This is a genomic window from Clostridium sp. SM-530-WT-3G (assembly GCF_012843905.1).
GTDB lineage: Bacteria > Bacillota > Clostridia > Clostridiales > Clostridiaceae > Clostridium.
The window spans coordinates 126,083-147,442 of record NZ_JABAGC010000003.1 but is presented as its reverse complement, the minus strand read 5'-3'; the positions used below and the strand labels follow the sequence as shown (position 1 = coordinate 147,442).

General features: G+C 28.8%; 20 protein-coding genes, 1 pseudogene and 1 riboswitch. Of the genes and pseudogenes, 4 read left to right on the top strand and 17 right to left on the bottom strand.

Features of this window, described 5'->3' with window-relative positions:
- Positions 1-19 precede the first annotated feature (19 nt).
- The 4 genes and pseudogenes from yicI to HF850_RS02490 form a co-directional block, all read right to left on the bottom strand.
- Positions 20-2,365: an alpha-xylosidase gene (gene yicI / locus HF850_RS02500; protein WP_169103905.1), complete on the bottom strand. Its 2,346-nt coding sequence runs from the start codon at positions 2,363-2,365 to the stop codon at positions 20-22.
- 88 nt (positions 2,366-2,453) lie between these two features.
- Positions 2,454-3,302: an AraC family transcriptional regulator gene (locus HF850_RS02495; protein ID WP_169103904.1), complete on the bottom strand. Its 849-nt coding sequence runs from the start codon at positions 3,300-3,302 to the stop codon at positions 2,454-2,456.
- Positions 3,303-3,591: 289 nt separating this feature from the next.
- Positions 3,592-3,717: a hypothetical protein gene (locus tag HF850_RS15965; protein WP_279285824.1), complete on the bottom strand. Its 126-nt coding sequence runs from the start codon at positions 3,715-3,717 to the stop codon at positions 3,592-3,594.
- A 465-nt stretch (positions 3,718-4,182) separates the two neighbouring features.
- Positions 4,183-4,368: pseudogene (locus HF850_RS02490) on the bottom strand (DUF4097 family beta strand repeat-containing protein); the annotation flags it as partial.
- A gap of 348 nt (positions 4,369-4,716) precedes the next feature.
- Between HF850_RS02490 and HF850_RS02485 the strand changes: the two are divergent.
- Positions 4,717-6,168, top strand: a complete 1,452-nt coding sequence (locus HF850_RS02485; RefSeq protein ID WP_169103902.1) for a carbon starvation protein A — start codon at positions 4,717-4,719, stop codon at positions 6,166-6,168.
- A 285-nt stretch (positions 6,169-6,453) separates the two neighbouring features.
- Here the strand turns inward: HF850_RS02485 and HF850_RS02480 are convergent, their stop codons facing one another.
- The 6 genes from HF850_RS02480 to HF850_RS02455 form a co-directional block, all read right to left on the bottom strand.
- Entirely contained in the window at positions 6,454-6,759 is a 306-nt protein-coding gene (locus tag HF850_RS02480; protein ID WP_243159367.1) for a GNAT family N-acetyltransferase, read from the bottom strand.
- A 32-nt stretch (positions 6,760-6,791) separates the two neighbouring features.
- Complete coding sequence (locus HF850_RS02475) at positions 6,792-7,355, bottom strand: GrpB family protein (protein ID WP_243159366.1); 564 nt, start codon at positions 7,353-7,355, stop codon at positions 6,792-6,794.
- Positions 7,356-7,448: 93 nt separating this feature from the next.
- Positions 7,449-8,306 (bottom strand): hypothetical protein, encoded by an 858-nt coding sequence (locus tag HF850_RS02470; RefSeq protein WP_169103901.1) that lies wholly within the window; start codon positions 8,304-8,306, stop codon positions 7,449-7,451.
- A gap of 141 nt (positions 8,307-8,447) precedes the next feature.
- Positions 8,448-8,828, bottom strand: coding sequence for a VOC family protein (locus tag HF850_RS02465; RefSeq protein ID WP_169103900.1), 381 nt, complete (start codon positions 8,826-8,828; stop codon positions 8,448-8,450).
- A gap of 95 nt (positions 8,829-8,923) precedes the next feature.
- The gene (locus tag HF850_RS02460; protein ID WP_169103899.1) at positions 8,924-9,187 is read right to left on the bottom strand and encodes a hypothetical protein; all 264 of its coding nucleotides are present in this window, start codon (positions 9,185-9,187) and stop codon (positions 8,924-8,926) included.
- A 158-nt stretch (positions 9,188-9,345) separates the two neighbouring features.
- Complete coding sequence (locus HF850_RS02455) at positions 9,346-10,776, bottom strand: FAD-dependent protein (protein ID WP_169103898.1); 1,431 nt, start codon at positions 10,774-10,776, stop codon at positions 9,346-9,348.
- Between the two features lie 30 nt (positions 10,777-10,806).
- Positions 10,807-10,909: riboswitch (purine riboswitch) on the bottom strand.
- Between the two features lie 438 nt (positions 10,910-11,347).
- Here HF850_RS02455 and HF850_RS02450 point away from each other — a divergent pair.
- Complete coding sequence (locus HF850_RS02450; RefSeq protein ID WP_169103897.1) at positions 11,348-12,223, top strand: CPBP family intramembrane glutamic endopeptidase; 876 nt, start codon at positions 11,348-11,350, stop codon at positions 12,221-12,223.
- A 150-nt stretch (positions 12,224-12,373) separates the two neighbouring features.
- Here HF850_RS02450 and HF850_RS02445 read toward each other — a convergent pair whose 3' ends face one another.
- The 7 genes from HF850_RS02445 to HF850_RS02415 form a co-directional block, all read right to left on the bottom strand.
- Positions 12,374-13,177, bottom strand: coding sequence for an AAC(3) family N-acetyltransferase (locus HF850_RS02445; RefSeq protein ID WP_169103896.1), 804 nt, complete (start codon positions 13,175-13,177; stop codon positions 12,374-12,376).
- A 32-nt stretch (positions 13,178-13,209) separates the two neighbouring features.
- On the bottom strand, positions 13,210-14,250 hold the full coding sequence (locus HF850_RS02440) for a LacI family DNA-binding transcriptional regulator (RefSeq protein WP_169103895.1): 1,041 nt from the start codon (positions 14,248-14,250) through the stop codon (positions 13,210-13,212).
- A 261-nt stretch (positions 14,251-14,511) separates the two neighbouring features.
- Positions 14,512-15,246: a hypothetical protein gene (locus HF850_RS02435; protein ID WP_206151567.1), complete on the bottom strand. Its 735-nt coding sequence runs from the start codon at positions 15,244-15,246 to the stop codon at positions 14,512-14,514.
- A 347-nt stretch (positions 15,247-15,593) separates the two neighbouring features.
- Positions 15,594-16,877 (bottom strand): Na+/H+ antiporter NhaC family protein, encoded by a 1,284-nt coding sequence (locus HF850_RS02430; RefSeq protein ID WP_169103893.1) that lies wholly within the window; start codon positions 16,875-16,877, stop codon positions 15,594-15,596.
- A gap of 233 nt (positions 16,878-17,110) precedes the next feature.
- The gene (hslO, locus tag HF850_RS02425) at positions 17,111-17,989 is read right to left on the bottom strand and encodes an Hsp33 family molecular chaperone HslO (protein ID WP_169103892.1); all 879 of its coding nucleotides are present in this window, start codon (positions 17,987-17,989) and stop codon (positions 17,111-17,113) included.
- 108 nt (positions 17,990-18,097) lie between these two features.
- Positions 18,098-18,835 (bottom strand): class I SAM-dependent methyltransferase, encoded by a 738-nt coding sequence (locus tag HF850_RS02420; RefSeq protein WP_169103941.1) that lies wholly within the window; start codon positions 18,833-18,835, stop codon positions 18,098-18,100.
- A 115-nt stretch (positions 18,836-18,950) separates the two neighbouring features.
- Positions 18,951-19,217, bottom strand: a complete 267-nt coding sequence (locus tag HF850_RS02415; protein ID WP_169103891.1) for an alpha/beta-type small acid-soluble spore protein — start codon at positions 19,215-19,217, stop codon at positions 18,951-18,953.
- 423 nt (positions 19,218-19,640) lie between these two features.
- On the opposite strand from HF850_RS02415, the gene dapA reads away from it, so the two are divergent.
- Positions 19,641-20,519, top strand: a complete 879-nt coding sequence (gene dapA, locus HF850_RS02410; RefSeq protein WP_169103890.1) for a 4-hydroxy-tetrahydrodipicolinate synthase — start codon at positions 19,641-19,643, stop codon at positions 20,517-20,519.
- A gap of 12 nt (positions 20,520-20,531) precedes the next feature.
- Positions 20,532-21,290 carry a 4-hydroxy-tetrahydrodipicolinate reductase gene (gene dapB, locus HF850_RS02405; RefSeq protein ID WP_169103889.1) on the top strand — a complete coding sequence of 253 codons (759 nt, stop codon included), beginning with the start codon at positions 20,532-20,534 and terminating at the stop codon, positions 21,288-21,290.
- Positions 21,291-21,360 lie beyond the last annotated feature (70 nt).

The following is a 21,360-nucleotide window of genomic DNA, read 5'->3' as shown; positions in this document are numbered from 1 at the left end:
CCATTCTACAGAATATCAACTATTTTAATATGCATGTAAGTTCACAATTTCCACTTAATAATTCTATTTCAGTATCATTTCCATTAATATTGAATGCACCATTATATATACTTTCAATATTAGTTACATTCTTTAATACAAATTTCCATGGTTTATCTTCACCAGAAGCTTTAATTTTTATTATATTTCCATCCTTTAATACGCTTACTGCTAATACTTCTTTTCTCTTCATATTAAGTACTTTAGTATTAGTTTCAACCTTGTCAAGTAATTCATAAGCTAATACTGATACATTTTCTCTATAGTCATAATCAGGTCGTGTACAATCTCCACCTATAGCTATAAGACTATTTTCCTTAACCATCATTGGAATACTTAAATAATCATGATACTCCTTAATATATCTTCCACCTTCATATTTCTTTCCACTTATGAAATTAGTCCACTTTCCTTCTGGAAGATAATATTTTGCCATTCCCTTATCATTAAATATTGGAGCAACTAAAATCGAATCTCCAAGCATATACTGTTTATCTAGATAAGAACACATATCATCATCTGTAAATTCCAATACCATCGATCTCATTACTGGAATACCTATTTTATTAGCTTCATCTGCAGTTTTAAATAAGTATGGCATAATACTGCATTTTAATTTACTAAAGAATCTAACTACTTCTGAAGCATCTTCATCATAAGCCCATGGAACTCTATACGAAGTACTTCCATGTAATCTACTGTGAGAGGATAATAATCCAAATGCCACCCATCTCTTATAAACATCAGCAGTTGAAGTGTTTTCAAAACCACCAATATCATGGCTCCAGAATCCAAATCCAGACATGCAAAGTGATAATCCACCTCTTAAGCTTTCAGCCATTGATTCATAATTTGACTCACAATCTCCACCCCAATGTACAGGGAACTTTTGTCCTCCTGCTGTTGCTGACCTTGCAAATACAACTGCTTCATTTTCACCCTTTATTTCTTTAATAGTATTAAATACTACACTGTTATACAATTCAGTATAATAATTATGCATTTTATAAGGATCTGAACCATTGAAATACTTCACTCCTTCTACTGGAATACGTTCACCAAAATCAGTCTTGAAACAATCTACTCCCATAGCCATTAATTCTTTAAGCTTACTGCTGTACCATTTACATGCTTCTGGATTAGTAAAGTCCACTATTGCCATTCCTGGCTGCCACATATCATACTGCCATACATCACCATTAGTCTTTTTTATAAAATATCCCTTTTCTTTTCCTTCTTGAAATAATATAGACTCTTGAGCTATATATGGATTTATCCATACACATATATTTAAATCCTTTGCTTTAAGTCTTTGAAGCATTCCCTTTGGATCTGGGAATACTCTCTTATCCCACTGAAAATCACACCAATTAAATTCCTTCATCCAAAAGCAATCAAAGTGAAATACTCTAAGAGGAATATCTCTATCTCTCATTCCATTTACAAACTCATTAACTGTCTTTTCATCATAATTAGTAGTAAATGATGTTGAAAGCCACAAACCAAATGACCATGCTGGAGGCATAGCTGGTTTCCCTGTAAGAGAAGTATAATTTTCAATTACTTCTTTCATTGAATTTCCACCAATTATAAAGTAATCTAAGTATTCCCCAGGTACACTGAACTGAACCTTAGTAACTCTTTCTGAACCTATTTCAAAGGATACTTTTTCAGGATGATTTACAAATACTCCATATCCCTTATTAGTTAAATAAAATGGAATACTTTTATATGACTGGTCTGTACTTGTACCACCATCTTCATTCCATATTTCAACGGTTTGCCCATTCTTAACAAAAGGAGTAAACTTTTCTCCAAGTCCATATACAAGTTCACCAACACTAAGTTCTAATTGCTCTCTCATATATGTTTTTTCTGACTGTTCTAAAAATTCTTCCTTTCCAGTCTTAACATATCCCATTCCTCTATATTTACTAGATGTTAATTTTTCATGCCCTCTAAAAAAGCTCATTTCTAAATTTTCTTTATTGAACTCCATTTTTAGATTTCCAGATTGAAATACAACATTTTTATCATCATCATTAATTAATACACCAACATTTTTATTTTGCTGAATCTCAAATTCAGGCGTATTTTCTTTCTGTCCCATATAGTGATATGCCATTACTCTTATTACATTTTCCATAGGCGAAGAAATTTTATATGTTATAACAGGACCTCCAAGTGTACATCCTCTATCGAAAACCTTATCACAAGGTGCATATAAAGTTAAAATATTATTCTCTACACTGACACTATAAATTTCCTGTGGACTAAATACCTGTACTCCTGTCTTATTCAACCAACATCCATTACTAAATCTCATATTAATATGCCCTCCCATATTCCTTAAGTATACTGTCATATTAACATTGATTTATTAATGAGTATTGTTAATTCTTTACTTAAAATTGTCAATTCTTATCTTTTTTCAATAAACTGCTTCTATATTTTCCTGGAGTCATATTATAAGTTCTCTTAAATAACTCAATAAATGATTTTACATTAGCAAATCCATTATTTAGTGCAATTTCTGTTATTGATAAATCAGTATTTATAAGTTCCTTATATGAATAGTACAATCTTATCTTATTTAAATAACTATAAAAAGTTTCACCAGTATTTTTCTTAAAAAATCTTTCAAAATATGTTGGAGCCATTCCAATTTCATATGCTATATCTTTCAAACATAGATTAAGCTCATAATTCTCTTCCATATATGCAATAGCTCTTTTTACATTTTGTATATTCTTTTCATCTTGGATAACAATATTTTCTCTATCTCTTTTAACCTTGCAATTTTCAATTAAAATTTTACATAATTCCATTAATAAAATAGATATCTTTAATTCATATACCTCACCCTTCTCCTTATATTCATCTGCACACTTAACCATAAGCTCTTTTATCTTTTTACTTTCCTCTTCTCTTCCTTCAAGTTCAAAGTAATATGAATCAATCTGCGGATAATACTGCTTCATAAAATCATAGGACAATAGTATAGTTATAGCTTCTATTTCGTTCTTATTATTTGCTTCTGTCTCATGAAGTTCATTACTATTTACAAATAATATTTCACCTTTATGTACAACAAATTCTAAATTATTTATCTTTGCTTTTACTTCTCCAGATATAACAAATACTATTTCTATATTGTTGTGCCAATGCATAGGGTAATGAGTATTTTCTCCCTTAGTATTTCCAAAATAAATCTTTGCAGGTATAAGTGAGTTTATTTCGACTGTTTCCTTATAAAATTTCATATGTATCAATCCTTCTTAGAATTTTATTTCACTAATTTAGATATTTTTATCCAAAAAAATCCATATAGATAAAGTTATTTTAAACTATCTACTCATAGCCATCAACCTGCAAAATTTCATAAGATTTTTTCAACCAAAAATAACCTTAAGCAATTAAACTAATTACCTAAGGTTATTTTCTACATGTATATAATTTTTTGTAGTGACTTATAAATCTATATAATAAACACTTTTTTATAAAAAGTACTTATTTTCTATACCTGTGTGTTTTGAGTAATAATATATTTTATTATTTATACGAGGTGAAAAGATTTATTAATTCTTCTCTTGATTCTTTGCTTACTCTTGATTCATCAAAAAGTCCAAAATATTTTTCTAAATACTGAGTATTATGCTTGTTTTCATTTGTACTCATTTTAATTCCTCACTTTCAATATTATCTACGTTAAGCCTTTAAAGTATTCATATATATCGGCCTATCGCTATCTTAATTTTGTAATACTTGATTATTTAAGGGATTTTTCGTTGTCACTGCTTTTTTAATTTTATTTATCCATAGCACATCCTTAATATATATCTAAATATTTTAATTGACAAGTACTCACTTTTTAGTAAGTAGCTAAAATACTATTTTTAGATATGTAAAAAACTCAATAATACATTTCTGTATTATCAAGTTCTCCAAACTATAAAATATGGGTAAATCTATAATTAGAATCTAATATTTATATCACCACTAGTTAATTGACCTTCTAAGTCAATATTTCCAGAACTTGTTTCTATGTTTAACATATTTGTTTCTTAAAGAATTACAAGAAATAATACCTGAACTGCTTTTTACATTCATTTCATCACCTTTAATCTTATCTCCATCAAAATTTCAACTACCCATTTCAATATTCATCTTATTATAATCTGCATTCTCTATTTCTACATTACCTGATCCACAGTCAATTTTTATCTTATCTGCACTTATAGATTCAATTTTAGAATTCCCACTGCCCATATCCATATTAATTTCATTAATTTTATCTTCTGGCACATATATTCTTATTTTAATTAATTTATGATTTCCAAAATCAAAAAATAAAAATTATATTTACCTTAACTTTGATTTCAATATTTTGAATATTATTCTCTTAATTCATAATATATAGAATTTTAATGCTATATAACTTTATTTAACCTTAAATGTATATCATCTATGAAAAAGTTTTATACATCTTCTAGCTACAATAATAAATTTCTTTCACATGACAACATTTACAAACACTTCTAAATTGTCATTTTATTTACTTTTGCCTTTAAATTATATTATATTAATAATAATTTTGATAATTATTTAACTTTTTATCAAAAATATTTATAATAAGTATTAAAGCAATAATTTTTTATTTTTTTTGGGGGGATTAAAATGTATACTTTTATAGGAGGACTTATTATTTTATTATGTGGCTTTTTATTCTACTCTAAATATATTGAAAAAATATTTGGTGTAGATGAAAATAAAAAGACACCTGCATATGTATATGAAGATGGTGTAGACTATATTCCTATGCCAACATGGAAGCTTCACTTAATACAATTTTTAAATATAGCTGGATTAGGTCCTGTATTTGGTGCTATTCAAGGAGCATTATTCGGACCAGTTGCATTTCTATGGGTAATCTTTGGATGTGTCCTTGGAGGTGCAGTTCACGACTATCTATCAGGAATGATTTCATTAAGACATAATGGTGAAAGTCTTTCTGAAATCCATGGAATGTATTTAGGTAGCATAGTAAAAAAAGTTATGAGAGTAACTACAGTATTTTTCTGTATGATTGTTGGTATTGTATTTATAACAAGTCCAGCAACACTTTTAGCAGCTTTAACTCCAGAACAATTTAATAAAACATTTTGGGTTTTCGCTATAATCGCTTATTATTTCTTAGCTACAATGCTTCCTATTGATGTAATTATCGGAAAACTATATCCTATATTTGGTGCAACACTATTGTTTATGGCTGTTGGTGTAGGTGGTGCAATATTATTCCAAGGATATACTATTCCAGAGGTTTCACTTGCAAATTTACATCCTAACAATGTAGCAATGTGGCCTAATATGTTCGTTACAATTGCATGTGGTGCTGTATCTGGTTACCATGCTACTCAGTCTCCATTAACTGCAAGATGTTTGAAAAATGAGAAGGCTGGAAGAAGCGTATTTTATGGTGCAATGATTGTTGAAGGTGTAGTTGCATTAGTATGGATAGCAGCAGGTTTAGGTTTCTATGGAAGTGAAGCTAATCTTGCAGCTGTAGTTTTAGGAAAAGCAGGTCCATCTGGTGCTGTATTTGAAATAACTAAAGAACTTCTAGGACCAATAGGAAGTGTAATTGCAATATTAGGAATAGTTGTTTGTCCTATAAGTACTGGTGATACTTCATTTAGAAGTGCTAGAATTAATCTTGCTGAAATACTTAACTATCCACAAGATAAGATTAAGAACAGACTTATTATTGCTATTCCATTATTTATAGTTGCAATATTCTTTACCTTTGTTGACTTCCCTATTTTATGGAGATATATGACATGGCTTACACAAGCATTTGCAATGGTTACTTTGTGGGCAGCCTCAGTTTATTTATACAAAAATAAAAAGAACTACTTTGTTGCTATAATTCCTGCAATATTTATGACAATGGTAAGCATAACTTATATTCTTCAAGCAAAAGAAGGATTCCAATTAAACCTTACTATTTCAAATATAATTTCATCTGTTGTTACAGTTGGATGTATAGCTACTTTCGTTATTAATATGAAAGGCTTAAAAAAATCTGAAACAGTATCAAATGACCTAAATACAAATAATATGGCAAACTAGAAATATAATGTAAAAAAGGACTAAAGTATTTTTATTACTTTGGTCCTTATTATCTTATTTATTTTTTTAATTTCCTATTATGCTATTATTTTCATAAATTCTTTGAAGTTCTTTTCTAACTTCCATCAATTCAAACCCTAGTTAATGATTTTTTATATAGCTTTCTCCTTCCACCAGTAAATTCAATACCATCATCAAAATGTATCCAACCAGTTTTCTCATAATAATTTTCTAAGTCGGTGTAAAGATATAATTCTTTATAGCCCTTGTTTCTAGTATAATTGATTAAAAACTTCTGCAAACTCGTCCTATATTTTGATTCCTAAACTTATCTTTAACTGCTAAGGCAGAAAGCCATGGAAATAAATCCTGTCTGCTTAGTAAATCGCCTCTCCATAAACCTACTGTTCCAGCAAATTTATTATCTTTTATTGCAACAAATGTTACAGGTATTTTATCTTTCTCCAAACTATGTTTAACTATACTCTCCCAGAAATCATAGTTATCTTCATACCCGAATTCCTTACAGATTAATTGTATTACATCTTCTATATATTCCTTATGTTCACCTAAATGTTCTATAACCAGCATGTTGCCCCTCTTCTTTTCTTATAAAAACTTTTTTAGTTATTATTTTTTAACTGATTTCTTTCATTTAATCTATGTCTATTGCCATATTCACTTCTTGCCTTATCTACCACTTTTAATATAAATTCTGTCTTTGCTTCTGTATATCCATCTCTATTATGTTCAAACTCTTTCCATATACTTAGCTTTAGCTCTCCATATTTCTCTGCTGTTTCAGGATGATCTATTAAATAATCTCTAAAATATAACTCATTCCAATCTTCCTTGTATCTCACATGTAAGTGATATACTTTTTCTGCAAATCCCATTTTAGTGTATCCTTTATTATAAACTTGTCTAAATTCTGGTTCTTTACTTGAATGCATCAACAACCATCCCATTGAAATCAATTTATCTTTAATTTCTTCAACATTGCTGTCTTTTGAAATTTCCATAAGTATATCAACTGTTGGCTTGGCCATAAGATTTTCCACTGATGTACTTCCTATATGATTTATCCTTAGAATAATATTAGAGAAATTTTCAAGAAGACTGGCTTTTTCCTCTTCATACCAGTTCTTATATTCTGGATTATGTTCCTTTAATATAATAGGAAACAACTGCCATAACTATTCTAATGTCATTTCATTTAATTCTTTCATTTATATATGCCCCATTTCTCAAATCATCTTATATATGTGTTAATAACATTATTATCTTATTTCTTTCAATATTCTCATCATGAAAAAAGTACAGATACAGAATATAACTGGAAATATAATAAGCTCACCATAACTTATCTCAATAGCATGCAATTTCATAGAAATAGCCATAGCACTTACTGCTGCTGCCATTGTAACAGCTTTAACGACCAAAACAATTGAAAATAGATATCCCATTTGTTTTTCCTTTCTCAAAAGATATCCAGTAACAAAACATGCAGGTACAACAACTCCCAAATCAAGGGTCTGAATAGACAATGTTGAGTAGTGTTCTAATCCAAAAGGCGCACTATTATTTATAATAGCTGGTGCAATTCTTCCAAGCCACATTAACCCAATAACTACACCAGTAATCCATAAAAATCTGCTTAATCCCTTACGTGGAAACTCACCTGTAAATTCATCCTTTAAGTTATATCTATTTAACTCACAAATACAAAGTATAAAATCATAAAAGGATAATGTCATAATAGCAATGTACACTAAATAAAAGCCATTAAAAAATGTTAGAAAAGAATAAGAAGCATAAGTATATAGGATATACCCAATTGTTCCAGTTAAAAGGAATATTCCTTTCTTATTATCTTTCATAATAAGAAACAATGAAATTATAGCCATAGGAATTCCAATTACTAATGTAATTGTATCTTGCGCAATAGCCTGAGTCGCCATAGATACAGAATCTCTTGCATATATTCCTTTTTGATATAGTTCAACCTCTTCACCGAATGCTGTAATAACATTAGGATAAACATGTACTTCATTACTAAATACACCTTTCACAGATGCTATAAAACTTAAAATTATTACAATCACAGATATAATATAAATTAATTTCTTATTTTTCATTAGTTCTAACCTCTCAATATTACCTTTTATTTGCAATTATACCATTTTTACATTAATATTTCTATTACTCTATCCAAATAAATAACAGCCTTCACAATAACTTTTATTACTGTAAAAGCTGTTATAACTATGTACTCTTATTTATTCATGGATTTCTAAAGGAAGTCCATCTGGATCTGAAAAGAAAGTCATTTTTTTATCTGTAAACTCATCTATTCTAATAGGCTCTGTTTCTATTCCAAGTTCATTTAATATTTTAACAGTTTCCTCTACACTATCTACCTTAAAAGCTAGATGCCTTAAACCTAAAGCTTCTGGATAGCTTGGACGTTCTGGTCTATCTTTAATAATAAACAGTTCAATTTCACATCCTGCTAAAAAAAGATCTATTTTATAATCATCTCTATTTTCTCTGTAATTTTCACGAATAACTTCAGCACCAAGCAAATCTACATAGAAGTGTTTTGATTTTTCATAATTACTTCCTATTATAGCTATATGATGAATACCTTTAAAATTCAATTTTGTCCACTCTCCTACCTTAATATATCTAACCCCTATGTATATTGAATATCCAAACCTAAAACATACTTGCCATTATAAATATATATGAGAATTTACGCAATATTATTTGCAAAATAATAAGCATAAGATTTGCAATTATCGTTTTGATAATTAACTTTCTTATGCTTTGGCTTTAACATTGATTTTCTTTTCTTATTTTCAAATACTCCAGAACCTCTTCTTTGTTCTTTAAATAATTCTGCTCTATCACTTTGTGATACTCCAGTTAATGATGAAACATATCCACCTTTTATAACTTTGCTTTTATTTTTCTTCTTCTTCTTTTCTTCTACTTTGTAAGTTCTATTTTTACTCATAATACTCACCTCATACTTGTTTGTTAATTCATAATACACCTTGTATAATAAGATTTCAATATGAAAAATATGCTTTTATAGTTATAAATAATAAATTTACATATAAAAAGACCATTGCCATTTTGGGCAACAGTCTTTTATTTAAATATCATCTGTTTTTATACTGTGGCAAATTCCTTTTCTTTAACAGAACTTGAAAGTTTTCTTCCCATCATAACTCCCATAGCTGAAGCCATCATTAATCCTCTTGTCCATCCGCTTGAATCTCCTAAGCAGTGAAGACCTTTGATGTTTGTTTCAAAGTTTTCATCTAATATAATCTTATTGCTATAGAATTTAACTTCTGGTCCATAAAGTAAAGTTTCAGGACTTGCAAAGCCTGGTACTACTACATCCATAGCTTGTATGAAATTTATAATGTTAGTCATAGTTCTATAAGGTATTGCTGCTGTAATATCTCCTGCTACAGCATCTACTAAAGTATGTTTTGTATTTGATTGTATTAATTCTTTTTCCCAAGTTCTTTTTCCATCAAGAATATCACCGAATCTTTGCACTAATATACTTCCGTTACCAAGCATGTTTACTAATTCAGCGACCTTTCTACCATATTCAATTGGTTCATTGAATGGTTTTGAGAAGTTATGTGAGCTTAATATAGCAAGGTTAGTATTATTTGATTTCTTTTCCTTATATGAATGTCCATTTACAACTGCAAGGTTATTATCATAGTTTTCTTGACTTACAAATCCACCTGGATTTTGGCAGAATGTTCTTACTTGATCCTTAAATGGAGCTGGATGACCTATAAGCTTTGATTCATAAAGGACCTTATTAACACTTTCCATAATTTCATTTCTAAGCTCTACTCTTACTCCAATATCTACAGTTCCTGCTCTATGGTCTATATCATGTGCAACACACATATCTTTAAGCCAGTCTGCTCCTTTTCTACCTGTAGCCACTACTACCTTTTCACTTTCAACTCTTTCATCTTTAGATTTAGTCATTGAATCTGAAAGAAGTACTCCTTTGATTGTACCATCTTCTATTATAAGATCTTTAACTACAGTTTCACATCTTAACTCAACACCAGAATCTATTAAATGATTTTGAAGCTTTAAATATAGTTCATGAGCTTTTTCTGTTCCTAAATGTCTTATTGGACAGTCAACTAATTTCAAGCCTGCCTGTATTGCTTTTTTTCTTATATCTTTTACTGCTTCATTGTTGCCTATACCTTCAACATGTGTATCAGCACCAAATTCTAAGTAAATTGAATCAGTATAATCTATATATTCTTGTGCTACATCAGCGCCAACCAACTCTGGAAGATCTCCTCCAACTTCGTAGCTAAGTGATAATTTTCCATCTGAAAATGCTCCTGCACCTGAAACCCCGGAAGTTATATTACAGTAAGGCTTACAAGAAACACATTTCTTTAATTTATTTTTAGGACATTGTCTTTTATCTACACTTCTGCCCTCTTCAATTAAAAGAATTTCTGCTTCTGGTTTATGTTTCTTTAGCTCGTAAGCTGTAAATATTCCAGCTGGACCTGCACCTACTATTATTAAATCATACTTCATAATATACATCTCCCTTTGTTTACCAATGATAAAACTTTCGCAAGCACTTATAGTATGAGCAATTTACGGTAGCTCAGTAGAAACATCCTCCCCATATTGCAAGACTTATATAAGTGAATAATAAAGCGTTTTTCTTTTTAATCATTCTATTTTCAAAATCATTTTATCCTATATTTTAGAAAAAATCAACAACTTTTTTAAATTTTCGCCTATTTTCACGAACATTGCTTTATTTTTTATATACTTTTATTAATATTTTTCACATAATATTATTGAATGACGATAATTTTCCCTTTTGTATGGTTTAATAATTTAAAAATACTTATTTTTTATCTTACTATTTTGGAATTTTATGTTAATATAAATGTATATAAAACAAAAATTAGAATTAATAAAATAATATATTCCAAAGAATAATGCCTCTTACAGTAAAATTATCAATAACAAATTTAACAATTCAGTACTCACATTATCATCTAACCTTCTAGAAAATCTTATTGATACTAAATCTAATATTATTAAATCTAATATTAATTTAAAATAAATATTAAAATTAAAGGAGGATTAATATATGATTCCCATAAAAAAATCATTTAATATGAAACCATTAGTTTTACTTTTCTCAATATGCTTTATTTTTAGGCTTATAGAAACATTTATAATACGAACTGACCAAACAATCATACAAGAGAACTTCATTCATAAAATCTTAGGTATTCTAATACTTGCATTTGGATTAAAATATTATTCCTTTAGCTGGAATTCTATAGGCTTTAAAAGGAAATCATTATTCCATGGATTTCTTTTAGGAATGATATTAGGACTTATTACCTTCTCTATTTCATATTTCATTGAAATAATAATTTTAAAAATTAATAATACAAATATATGGTTGGAATTCTATAGTAGTGGATTTTCCATAACTGGGTCTACTGTAAAAAATACTTCTTTATTTCTAATTACTCTCCCTATAGTATTTAACTTAATAAATTCTCTAATGGAAGAAGGCATATTTAGAGGATTATTTTTAAAGCTATGCCTAAAAAAATACTCTTTTGCTGTAAGCAATTTAATACAAAGTGCTTTTTTCGGACTTTGGCATATAGTTATGACTATAAGAAGTTATTTAGACGGTGATATGAGCTTAAATGCTGCTCTTTTCATGGGAATAGGATATATAATGCTATCATTTATAGTAGGAATAAAACTCGGTCTTTTAGTTAAATATACTGGTGCCCTATGGACTGGTTTCTTCTTTCATACATTCAATAATTCAATAATAAATCTTCTTCATGTAATAACTCCAATACAAACTGATAGCCTGCAAATTGTAAGGGTTATGTTTGCACAGTTCTTATCTTTATTCATTGTATGGATTTATGGAGTATTTAAAAATAAAAGTTCTAAATTTTCATTTACTTCTAAAGAAATACAAAATATAGATTAAAATTACATTCTACTAAACTTCACAGAATTTTCTTATATAAAAAAGCTGGATAAATGGTCAATGTATCTTATACACATCCAATTTATCCAGCTAATAACTTTTTACTATATTATAATCAACACATAAATTTAATTAGCAATAATATTATTCTTACTTTCTATTATTTTCAATCCACTTAACAGCATAATCAACAATATCTCTCTGTCTCATAAACTTTACTACTGCATTCCCTATATCAACCTCATTAACATTATATTCCTTCTCAAAATCTGCTCCAATTTCAATAAAATCTTCTCCATCTACAGCAAGAGTTTCATAAGATATCCATTTTCTCACTCCATTAACCATTACAGCACTACTTTCTTTAATGTTATGTTTCCCTGGATATTCTGCTTTTGCATCAGCTAAATGTATAGATGTATTCTTATCATATCCAACTCCAATTAAAAGAACGTATCCATCCAATTTATACAGCCTATCTATAGGAGAATCTTCACCAAATATATTGCATAAATCATGATTTTCAGTTAAATAATCTGCATATTTCCCCAATGCTGCAACTGATCTTGCTGGATGGTCACTTCTTTTTGTACCAGGCCATTTTCTAAACATTTCTGCAACAACCCCCATAGTATTTGTTGGAGTAATATCTTTATTGTATGCTGGCCAATTATCTCTTATAATCTGCCACCATTCTTTAGGTTCTTCCCAATGGACACCAGTCTCTGGGTCTAGGTTCTTCCAACTTTGAGCAGGCATCATTATAGTCCCCTCTTTTCCTACGCATTCTATAAGTGCTTCAATTACAATCTGCGGTCCTCCACAAACAAAACCTAAACTGCTTAATGATGTATGAACCATTATAGATTGTCCTTCTTTTAATCCTACTTTTTTAAATCCTTTAATTAAGTCTTCTTTTAATACTATCTGTCTTTCTTTTTCTATATTAACCATAATTCATCCTCCCATAGATATTAATAATTAAATTAATCTAGATTTTTTAAAGACTTAACACTGTCTCTTATAACAAGTTTAACTGGTAGTACTATATTATTTTCTTCAATATCTCCATTTATAAGTTCAGTTAATAATTTCATAGCCTTTTCTGCTCTTAATCCAACATCCTGCTTTATAGTTGTAAGAGCTGGCCTTACTATTGTAGCTTCATGTATATCATCAAATCCCACTATGGATATATCTTCTGGAATGTTGTATCCATTATCCATAAGATAATTCATAAGCTCTATTGCATAAGCATCTGAAGCACAAAAAATAGCAGTAAATGATCTTAATTTTTCTGTAATTTTCTTATAATGTAAAAAACGCTGCTCCTTCATCATTGGGATAATTTCTAAGTTTATATTATATTTTTCAACATTATTATCTTTAAAAGCTTGTTTCAACCCAATATACCTGTTATGATCCATACACATATCATTATCAGAAACATACATCACCCTTTTATGACCTTTCTTAATTAAGTATTGCCCCATAATATAACCGCCTATAAAATCATCAATTCCTATATTAGCGCACTTCTCCTTTGGCTCAAAAAAACCATCCATAACAACAAATGGAACATGTATTCTTTTTCTTAGATTATCGTATTCTTGAGCACAAAAGCCTATTAAAATAAGTCCTGCCATATTCCACATTGAAGCATATTTTACTACTTCATTTATATTTCTAGTTTTCTTTATCATCATAAAATAATTATTTTTTTCTACTTCATGCTCAAGTTTATCTATTAATGATGAAACAAAAGGATCCTGCATTACACTTCCTTCATATTTGTCATGGTCAGATATGATAACACATACTATTTGGGAACTGTTTTGTGCTAAAAGAACCGCAGCCATATTAGGTATATAATTCCTCTCTTCTAGCTTCTTTTGAACTCTTTCAATTGTTTTATCAGATATTTTTTTAGTTTTACCATTTATCACATTAGATACAGTTGCGGTGCTTACCCCTAGTTCTTCTGCTATATCAATTATCCTAACTCTATTTTTCCGTTCTTCCTCCAATTTATCACTCCTCCATTAAAATACTTCCAAAAAATGTATCTTTAATTTGATATTAACACACGCCTAATATAAATTCAAAGGTTAATCGCATAACCTTCATGTACTTTTTCTCGCATAGAATTCTTCTTTGTAATTATGTATCTCTGCTACCCTTAGAAATTGTTCTTAGTTTTTTATTAAATATAATTTTCTAGAAAATAAAAAATACAGTATACAAAAATATACTGTATTCTTTATTATTAACCATATATAAATTTCTTATTAACCTCCAAATATAGGCTGAATATTATTTCTATTAGATATTTCAGAAAAACCTATAAACGCAAATATATTAGCAATAATTCCATAAAAATTTCCTCGTCCAGCTAATATTTCTCCATTTAGAAAACTACTGTAACTGGTCTCAGCATCAATACTATTAATTACAATCTCCAAACGTTTTACTGCAATCTGCCATATTATTGTTCTAGAAACCAAATATAAAAATTGCGAATTTATTGCTGTTATATCTGGATTAGGAATTTCAGATTCTTTCATTTCTTTATTATATTTACTTTCAATAACAACCATACTCTCAATTGATGCTTTAAAAAATAAATAATCAGCATAAAATCTTATAATCATAGTATTCTTCTGAGCATTTAACAAAGCTAATATGTGATTTTTATTATTATCATTTGAAAAAGAAAGGCCACCGACATCCCTACTTAAGAATTCATTTGCTCCTTGATAAAAATATAAATAAGTAACAATATTTAATATAGAACCTGTAATTATAAATAAATTAGGCATAAGAGAAAATTTAAATTTACCGTATGCTTTGCGAATTTGCAAAGTTTTATACCTAATAATATTTATCATAGTTAAATATATATACACCCAAACACCTAATATTGAATACTTAATCAGCAATCTATCACTTTTAAAACCATTTCTTTGGCTTCCATTTTCGGTCATAACATCACTAATTGCCGTAATTACTGCAAAATAATACATCAAATCTGCATATACAAGTAATCAAACTGTATTCACTTGAAAATATATCAGATTTAGTTCATCAATATCATCTTTAGAAATATTACTAAAATCAAAGCTACATTCTTTCTTCCTTTTCTTATGTTTATGTGACACTGATTTTTCCCCTTTTTAGAATATATACTTTTAATATATTACTTTATATATGTACATGTTAAAATTAAATTTTATATACGGAAATAACTCACTTATTTTATTAATGCTATTAACTGACCATTGTATTTTTAGTTATTACTTGGGTTAAAATCTAAAACTTTATAAAAATAAAAAGACCATTTAACATCTTAATATTAAATGATCTTTTCTAACTATTTAGCTTCTTTTCTATGATACCAGAATATAGATATTATTGCGCATATACCCATTAAATATGGATAATATAAATATTTCATAATAGCGAATGGTGAAATCGCTGCAATACCAGCTGCTGAAATAAGCTGTGCACCATATGGAATAAGACCTTGGAATACGCACGAGAACATATCCATAATCCCTGCAACTCTCTTAGGTTCTAAATCAAACTCATCTGAAATATCCTTTGCTATAGGTCCTACTGTTACTATTGCTATAGTATTATTTGCTGTACATACATCAACAAAGCTTACAAGAGCACCAATACCAAGTTCTGCATTTCTCTTATTTTTAAATTTTTTAAATCCTTTATGTAATATAAATTCTATACCACCATTTTCTTTTATAAGTGATATAGTTCCAGCCATTAATAATGTAACAACAATTAATTCACTCATTCCCGAAATACCATTTGCCATGGATTGACATAAGCTTATTATATCAAATGCTCCATAGTATAAGCCTATTCCTCCTGCCAAAATTATTCCTAAAAGAAGTATTACCACAACATTCATTCCACATAATGCTGCAATAATTACAACTAAATAAGGAATTATTTTTATGAGACTAAAATCCAGCTGTTCCATAACTACAGTTCCTGAATTTAAAGTAATAGCCCAAAATATTATTGTTGTTAGAATTGCTGCTGGAAGAACTATTCTAAAATTCATTTTGAACTTGTCCTTCATATCACAGCCTTGAGTTCTTGTTGCTGCAATTGTCGTATCTGAAATAATTGATAAGTTATCTCCAAACATTGCACCACCTACAACTGCTCCTACTACAATTGGTAAAAGAACTCCTGTCTTTTCTGCAACTGCTACTGCAATAGGTACTAGCGCAACTATTGTTCCTACAGATGTACCAACAGATAATGCAATAAAACATGCTATTAAAAATAATCCTACAACAAGCAATCCACTTGGAAGTACAGATAAGCCAAGATTTACTGTTGAATCAACAGCACCCATATCTTTTGCTACTTGAGCAAATGCTCCTGCTAAAATAAATATTAATACCATTAAAATAACATTATTATCACCTGCTCCAGTACAGAATATATCTAACTTTTCATTTAATGATTTATTTTTATTCATTATAAGCGCAGTAATTGCTGCTGCTGAAAAAGGTATTATAACAGATACTGCATACATGTCGCCGGCTATTGCTGAAGTACCTATGTATACAATTAAAAACACAAGTAATGGAAGCAATGCCTTTAAACTTCCTTGTTTTTTCATTAATCTTCTCCTCTTTTTATTTATTGTTCAAATTTACAATTTATATTATCGCATAAATTTAATATTTTTTCACAAAAACATAAAAAAATCCAAATATTTTTTCACTAAAATTCCATTTATTATAAATAATTATAATGTTTATTATAAATTTTTATATTTATAATATTTTAATAAGTAAAATTACTCAGAAAAAAAGCTCCACACATGTGAAGCTTTTTTTGTATTTATAAACCTTATTTATTTTTTAATATTTCACCAATATCTTCGTGAGTAAATTCGTATTTCTTGTTACAGAAATTACATACTATTTCTTCTGTTTTTCCATCATCATATAATTCTTGAAGATCATCTTTACCTATTGATATTAATGCTTTTTCTACTCTTTCTCTTGAGCAATCACATCTATATGCAGGCTCTACAGATTCTAATATTTTTAAATCCATTCCTTCGAATATGTATTCTAATATTTCTTCTATAGTTTTTCCTTCACTTATTAATGTAGTTATTGGTGGTATTTCTTGAAGTCTATAAGTAATAGCATCTGCAAGAAGTTCATCTGCACCTGGAAGCATTTGAATTATAAATCCTCCTGCTGCTTTTATAGATAAATCTCTATCTACTAAAACTCCTAATGCTACAGCTGATGGAGTTTGTTCTGAAACTGTGAAGTAATAAGCAAAATCTTCTGCAATTTCACCAGTTTGAATTTTTACCTGTCCTACATATGGATCTCTTAATCCTAAATCCTTTATAACATAAAGCATACCATCTGTACCAACAGCTCCGCCTACATCTAATTTTCCCTTTTCATTTAATGGTCTATCTATGTATGGATTTCCTATAACACCTTTAACAATACCATTTTCATGAGCAGTTACTGTTATTCCATTAATTTCTCCGCCACCATTTATCTTTAATGTAAGAACTTCTTTTTCACTTTTTAATGTAGTACCCATTAAAGCTCCAGCTGTAAGCATTCTTCCAAATGCAGCTGATGCTACTGGAGTAGTATCATGAAGTTTAGCTCCTTCATTTACTAAATTAGTAGTAATGCCTGCTATAATTCTAACCATATCATTTTTAGCTGTCGCTCTTACTATCTTATCTTGCATGTATATCATCTCCTAATAATAATTTCATGTTAATATAACTAATTATAAATAATATAATGTATTTTACAACAATAATTATATTATTTAGCAATCATTCATTTTAAATGATTATTTCTTTACAATATATAAAATTCTTTCCGTATCTTCTTTTACTTTGTCATCAGTATATCCTGCAAATTTGCCTAAAAGCTTAAACCCACATTCTTCTAAAGCTTGTTCTATATTTTCCTCTGTATATGCTCTTTCAAAGTGTTCTTCTTCAAATCTTTCATATAAGCCATTATTTTGCTTTACAAAAAACGTAAGGAACATATTTAGTATTTCATCTTCAAAGGTATTTTCCCAAGTATAAAAAATATCTTCTGTACTATATGTATAGATATTATTTCCCATAACTTCTGAAAGTTTATAATATGAGTTAATATCAAAAATAAATATTCCATCATCTTTTAAATGCTCATTAACCTTTTTGAAGTATGATAATAAATCTTCATCTTCTGTAACATAGTTTGTTGAATCTAAAACTGATGTAATAAGGTCAAACTTTCTGTTTAAGCTTAATTCACACATATCTTGACATATAACCTTAGCTTTAACTCTGTGTGCTTTAAATTTTTCAAATGCAATGTTAAGCATATCATCTGATAAGTCTACTGCATAAGTACTCTTGAAATGCTTACATACTTCTATTGCCACATTACCAGTACCACACGCTAAATCTAAGTAATCATCAAAATTTATGTTGTTTTCCTTACATATGTTAATAATTTTTTCTGCAACTTTTTCATAATTTATATCTTCATGAATTAAGTCATCATATATATTTGCAAATTCACCATATGCCATGTACTTTACCACGCCCTTAATATGTACTTTTAATTTGTATTACATTATATATTATATCTTAAACTTAACTTAGTCAAATATTTTAGTATACATTAATAAGAGACAGTGCAAATTACTAGTTTTTATCTTTATCTACTCTTCCTAATATTTCATTGTTTGAAGGCATTTTTAATAGTTTTTTACGCTTTGTCATAAGACCTCCTATTCTTCCTGTTTCTTCTGCTGAAAGACCTCCCCAGCCATCCTTTTTTACTTTATCACTTAATCCAAGCTCTTCTGCTATTTCATATTTCATCTTTTCTCTTACCTTTTCAGCTTCCGTAAGTTCTTTATTTCCTTTTAGCTTAGATTTGATTATCTTTTTTAACGGAGTATTGCTCATATTTAATCACTCTTTCTTTTTGTTAATACACTATCAATTATTTTTATTATTTCCAATTAATAATTTAGTATTCTGAATTTATTTACAGTTGATTTTTTCTTATATTTAGATTAGTTACTTGATATTTCTTAAATATTTATCTATAGTTATTGTATATACTATTACTTGTCATAATGTATCCTATAAAGTTATATGTATAAGTAATAGATGTATTAATAATTAAAATTTTAAGGGGGGGCTATAATAAAATTTTGGGGACACTGCACATTTATATATGCTTAGCTGATTTTTAAATTTATAAAGCAGTATTAATATTTAGAAACACTAAACCTATTTATGTATATGATAATAATAGGTATATGCTCTATAAATCATTAAACAACAGTAATGCATGAAATTAATAGTTATATTGGAGGAATTAAAATGTCAATATTTGAAGGTTCTGGTGTTGCATTAGTGACACCTTTTAATGAAAATGGTGTTAATTTTGAAAGGCTAAGAACTTTATTAGAGTGGCATATTGAACAAGGCACAGATGCGATAATAATCTGTGGAACAACTGGTGAAGCTACTACAATGACAGAAAAAGAAAAGAAGGAAACAATTAAATTTACAGTTGATGTAGTTAATAAAAGAATTCCTGTAATTGCAGGAACAGGTTCTAACAACACTTCTTCTGCCATAGAAATGAGTAAATATGCTGAAAGTGTTGGAGTTGATGGATTACTTGTAATAACTCCATATTATAATAAGACTACACAAAAGGGACTTGTAAAGCATTTTGAAGCTATTAACAATGAAGTAAAAACTCCTATAATACTTTATAATGTACCTTCAAGAACAGGTGTAAATATTAAACCATCTACACTTGTTGAAATTGCTAAATTAAATAACGTTGTAGCAATTAAAGAAGCTAGTGGAGATATAAGCCAAATTGCTGAAATCAAAGCCTTACTTAGAAATTCTATAGATATCTACTCAGGTAATGATGATCAAACAGTTGCTATAATGTCACTTGGTGCAAAAGGAGTTATTTCTGTTTTAGCTAATGTAATTCCAGCAGAAGTTCATAAAATGGCTAAAGACTGCTTAGATGGTAATTTCCAAGATGCTCTTCAAATTCAGCTTGATACTTTAGCTTTATCAAATACTTTATTCATAGAAACAAATCCTATTCCTGTAAAGACAGCTATGAATCTTATGGGAATGGAAGTTGGACCACTAAGACTTCCACTTTGTGAAATGGAAGATAAAAATGAAAATGCATTAAAGGATGTATTAAAAGCAAATAAATTAATGTAAGGTGATATAGATATGATTAGAATAGTTTTAAATGGCTGCGGTGGTAAGATGGGTAAAATGGTTACTGAATGCGCCAAAAATTTTAAAAATGTAGAAATCGTTGCTGGTATCGATAAATTTGGATGCGAATCTTCATACCCAGTATTCAAATCTACAGATGAATTAAATGTTGAATATGATGTCTTATTGGACTTTTCAAGAGCTGATGCTTTAGACGACTTATTAGCATTAACTGAAAAAACTAAAAAGCCACTAGTAATATGCTCAACTGGTTTCTCAGATGAACAAGTAGAATTAATAAAAGAAAAGAGTAAAACTCTTCCTTTATTCAGATCAGGAAACATGTCTGTCGGAATCAATTTAATTAATGCATTACTTAGAAAAGTTGCACCAATACTTTATGGAAATTATGATATTGAAATAATTGAAAAACATCATAATCAAAAAGTAGATGCTCCAAGTGGTACTGCACTATTACTTGCTGATACAATTAAAGATTCTCTTAAAGACGAAACTAAGTATGTTTATGGCAGACAAGGTCATGCTAAGAGAGAAGAAAATGAAATTGGTATCCATGCAGTAAGAGGCGGCGGAATTGTTGGTGACCACGATGTAATCTTTGCTGGAACTGGCGAAGTAATTGAACTTAGCCATAAAGCAATATCTAGAGAAGTATTTGCTGTAGGTGCATTAAAAGCATGTGAATTCATGGGAACAGTAACTAAACCAGGACTATATGATATGGATGATGTTATAAATCTTAATATCTAATTTTAATTAACAAAAATAAGCTTCAATAAGAATCACTACCTTGATTTTTACTTGAAGCTTATTTTTTATT

Bases quoted from the DNA above. Each gene is read 5' to 3' on its own strand.
- dapA (WP_169103890.1), top strand. From the start codon at position 19,641: ATGTCAATATTTGAAGGTTCTGGTGTTGCATTAGTGACACCTTTTAAT.
- HF850_RS02450 (WP_169103897.1), top strand. From the start codon at position 11,348: ATGATTCCCATAAAAAAATCATTTAATATGAAACCATTAGTTTTACTT.
- dapB (WP_169103889.1), top strand. From the start codon at position 20,532: ATGATTAGAATAGTTTTAAATGGCTGCGGTGGTAAGATGGGTAAAATG.
- HF850_RS02430 (WP_169103893.1), bottom strand. From the start codon at position 16,877: ATGAAAAAACAAGGAAGTTTAAAGGCATTGCTTCCATTACTTGTGTTT.
- HF850_RS02455 (WP_169103898.1), bottom strand. From the start codon at position 10,776: ATGAAGTATGATTTAATAATAGTAGGTGCAGGTCCAGCTGGAATATTT.
- HF850_RS02495 (WP_169103904.1), bottom strand. From the start codon at position 3,302: ATGAAATTTTATAAGGAAACAGTCGAAATAAACTCACTTATACCTGCA.
- HF850_RS15965 (WP_279285824.1), bottom strand. From the start codon at position 3,717: ATGAGTACAAATGAAAACAAGCATAATACTCAGTATTTAGAAAAATAT.
- HF850_RS02420 (WP_169103941.1), bottom strand. From the start codon at position 18,835: ATGGCATATGGTGAATTTGCAAATATATATGATGACTTAATTCATGAA.
- HF850_RS02485 (WP_169103902.1), top strand. From the start codon at position 4,717: ATGTATACTTTTATAGGAGGACTTATTATTTTATTATGTGGCTTTTTA.
- HF850_RS02435 (WP_206151567.1), bottom strand. From the start codon at position 15,246: ATGTATTATTTTGCAGTAATTACGGCAATTAGTGATGTTATGACCGAA.
- yicI (WP_169103905.1), bottom strand. From the start codon at position 2,365: ATGAGATTTAGTAATGGATGTTGGTTGAATAAGACAGGAGTACAGGTA.
- HF850_RS02470 (WP_169103901.1), bottom strand. From the start codon at position 8,306: ATGAAAAATAAGAAATTAATTTATATTATATCTGTGATTGTAATAATT.
- HF850_RS02415 (WP_169103891.1), bottom strand. From the start codon at position 19,217: ATGAGCAATACTCCGTTAAAAAAGATAATCAAATCTAAGCTAAAAGGA.
- HF850_RS02445 (WP_169103896.1), bottom strand. From the start codon at position 13,177: ATGGTTAATATAGAAAAAGAAAGACAGATAGTATTAAAAGAAGACTTA.
- HF850_RS02480 (WP_243159367.1), bottom strand. From the start codon at position 6,759: ATGCTGGTTATAGAACATTTAGGTGAACATAAGGAATATATAGAAGAT.
- hslO (WP_169103892.1), bottom strand. From the start codon at position 17,989: ATGCAAGATAAGATAGTAAGAGCGACAGCTAAAAATGATATGGTTAGA.
- HF850_RS02460 (WP_169103899.1), bottom strand. From the start codon at position 9,187: ATGAGTAAAAATAGAACTTACAAAGTAGAAGAAAAGAAGAAGAAGAAA.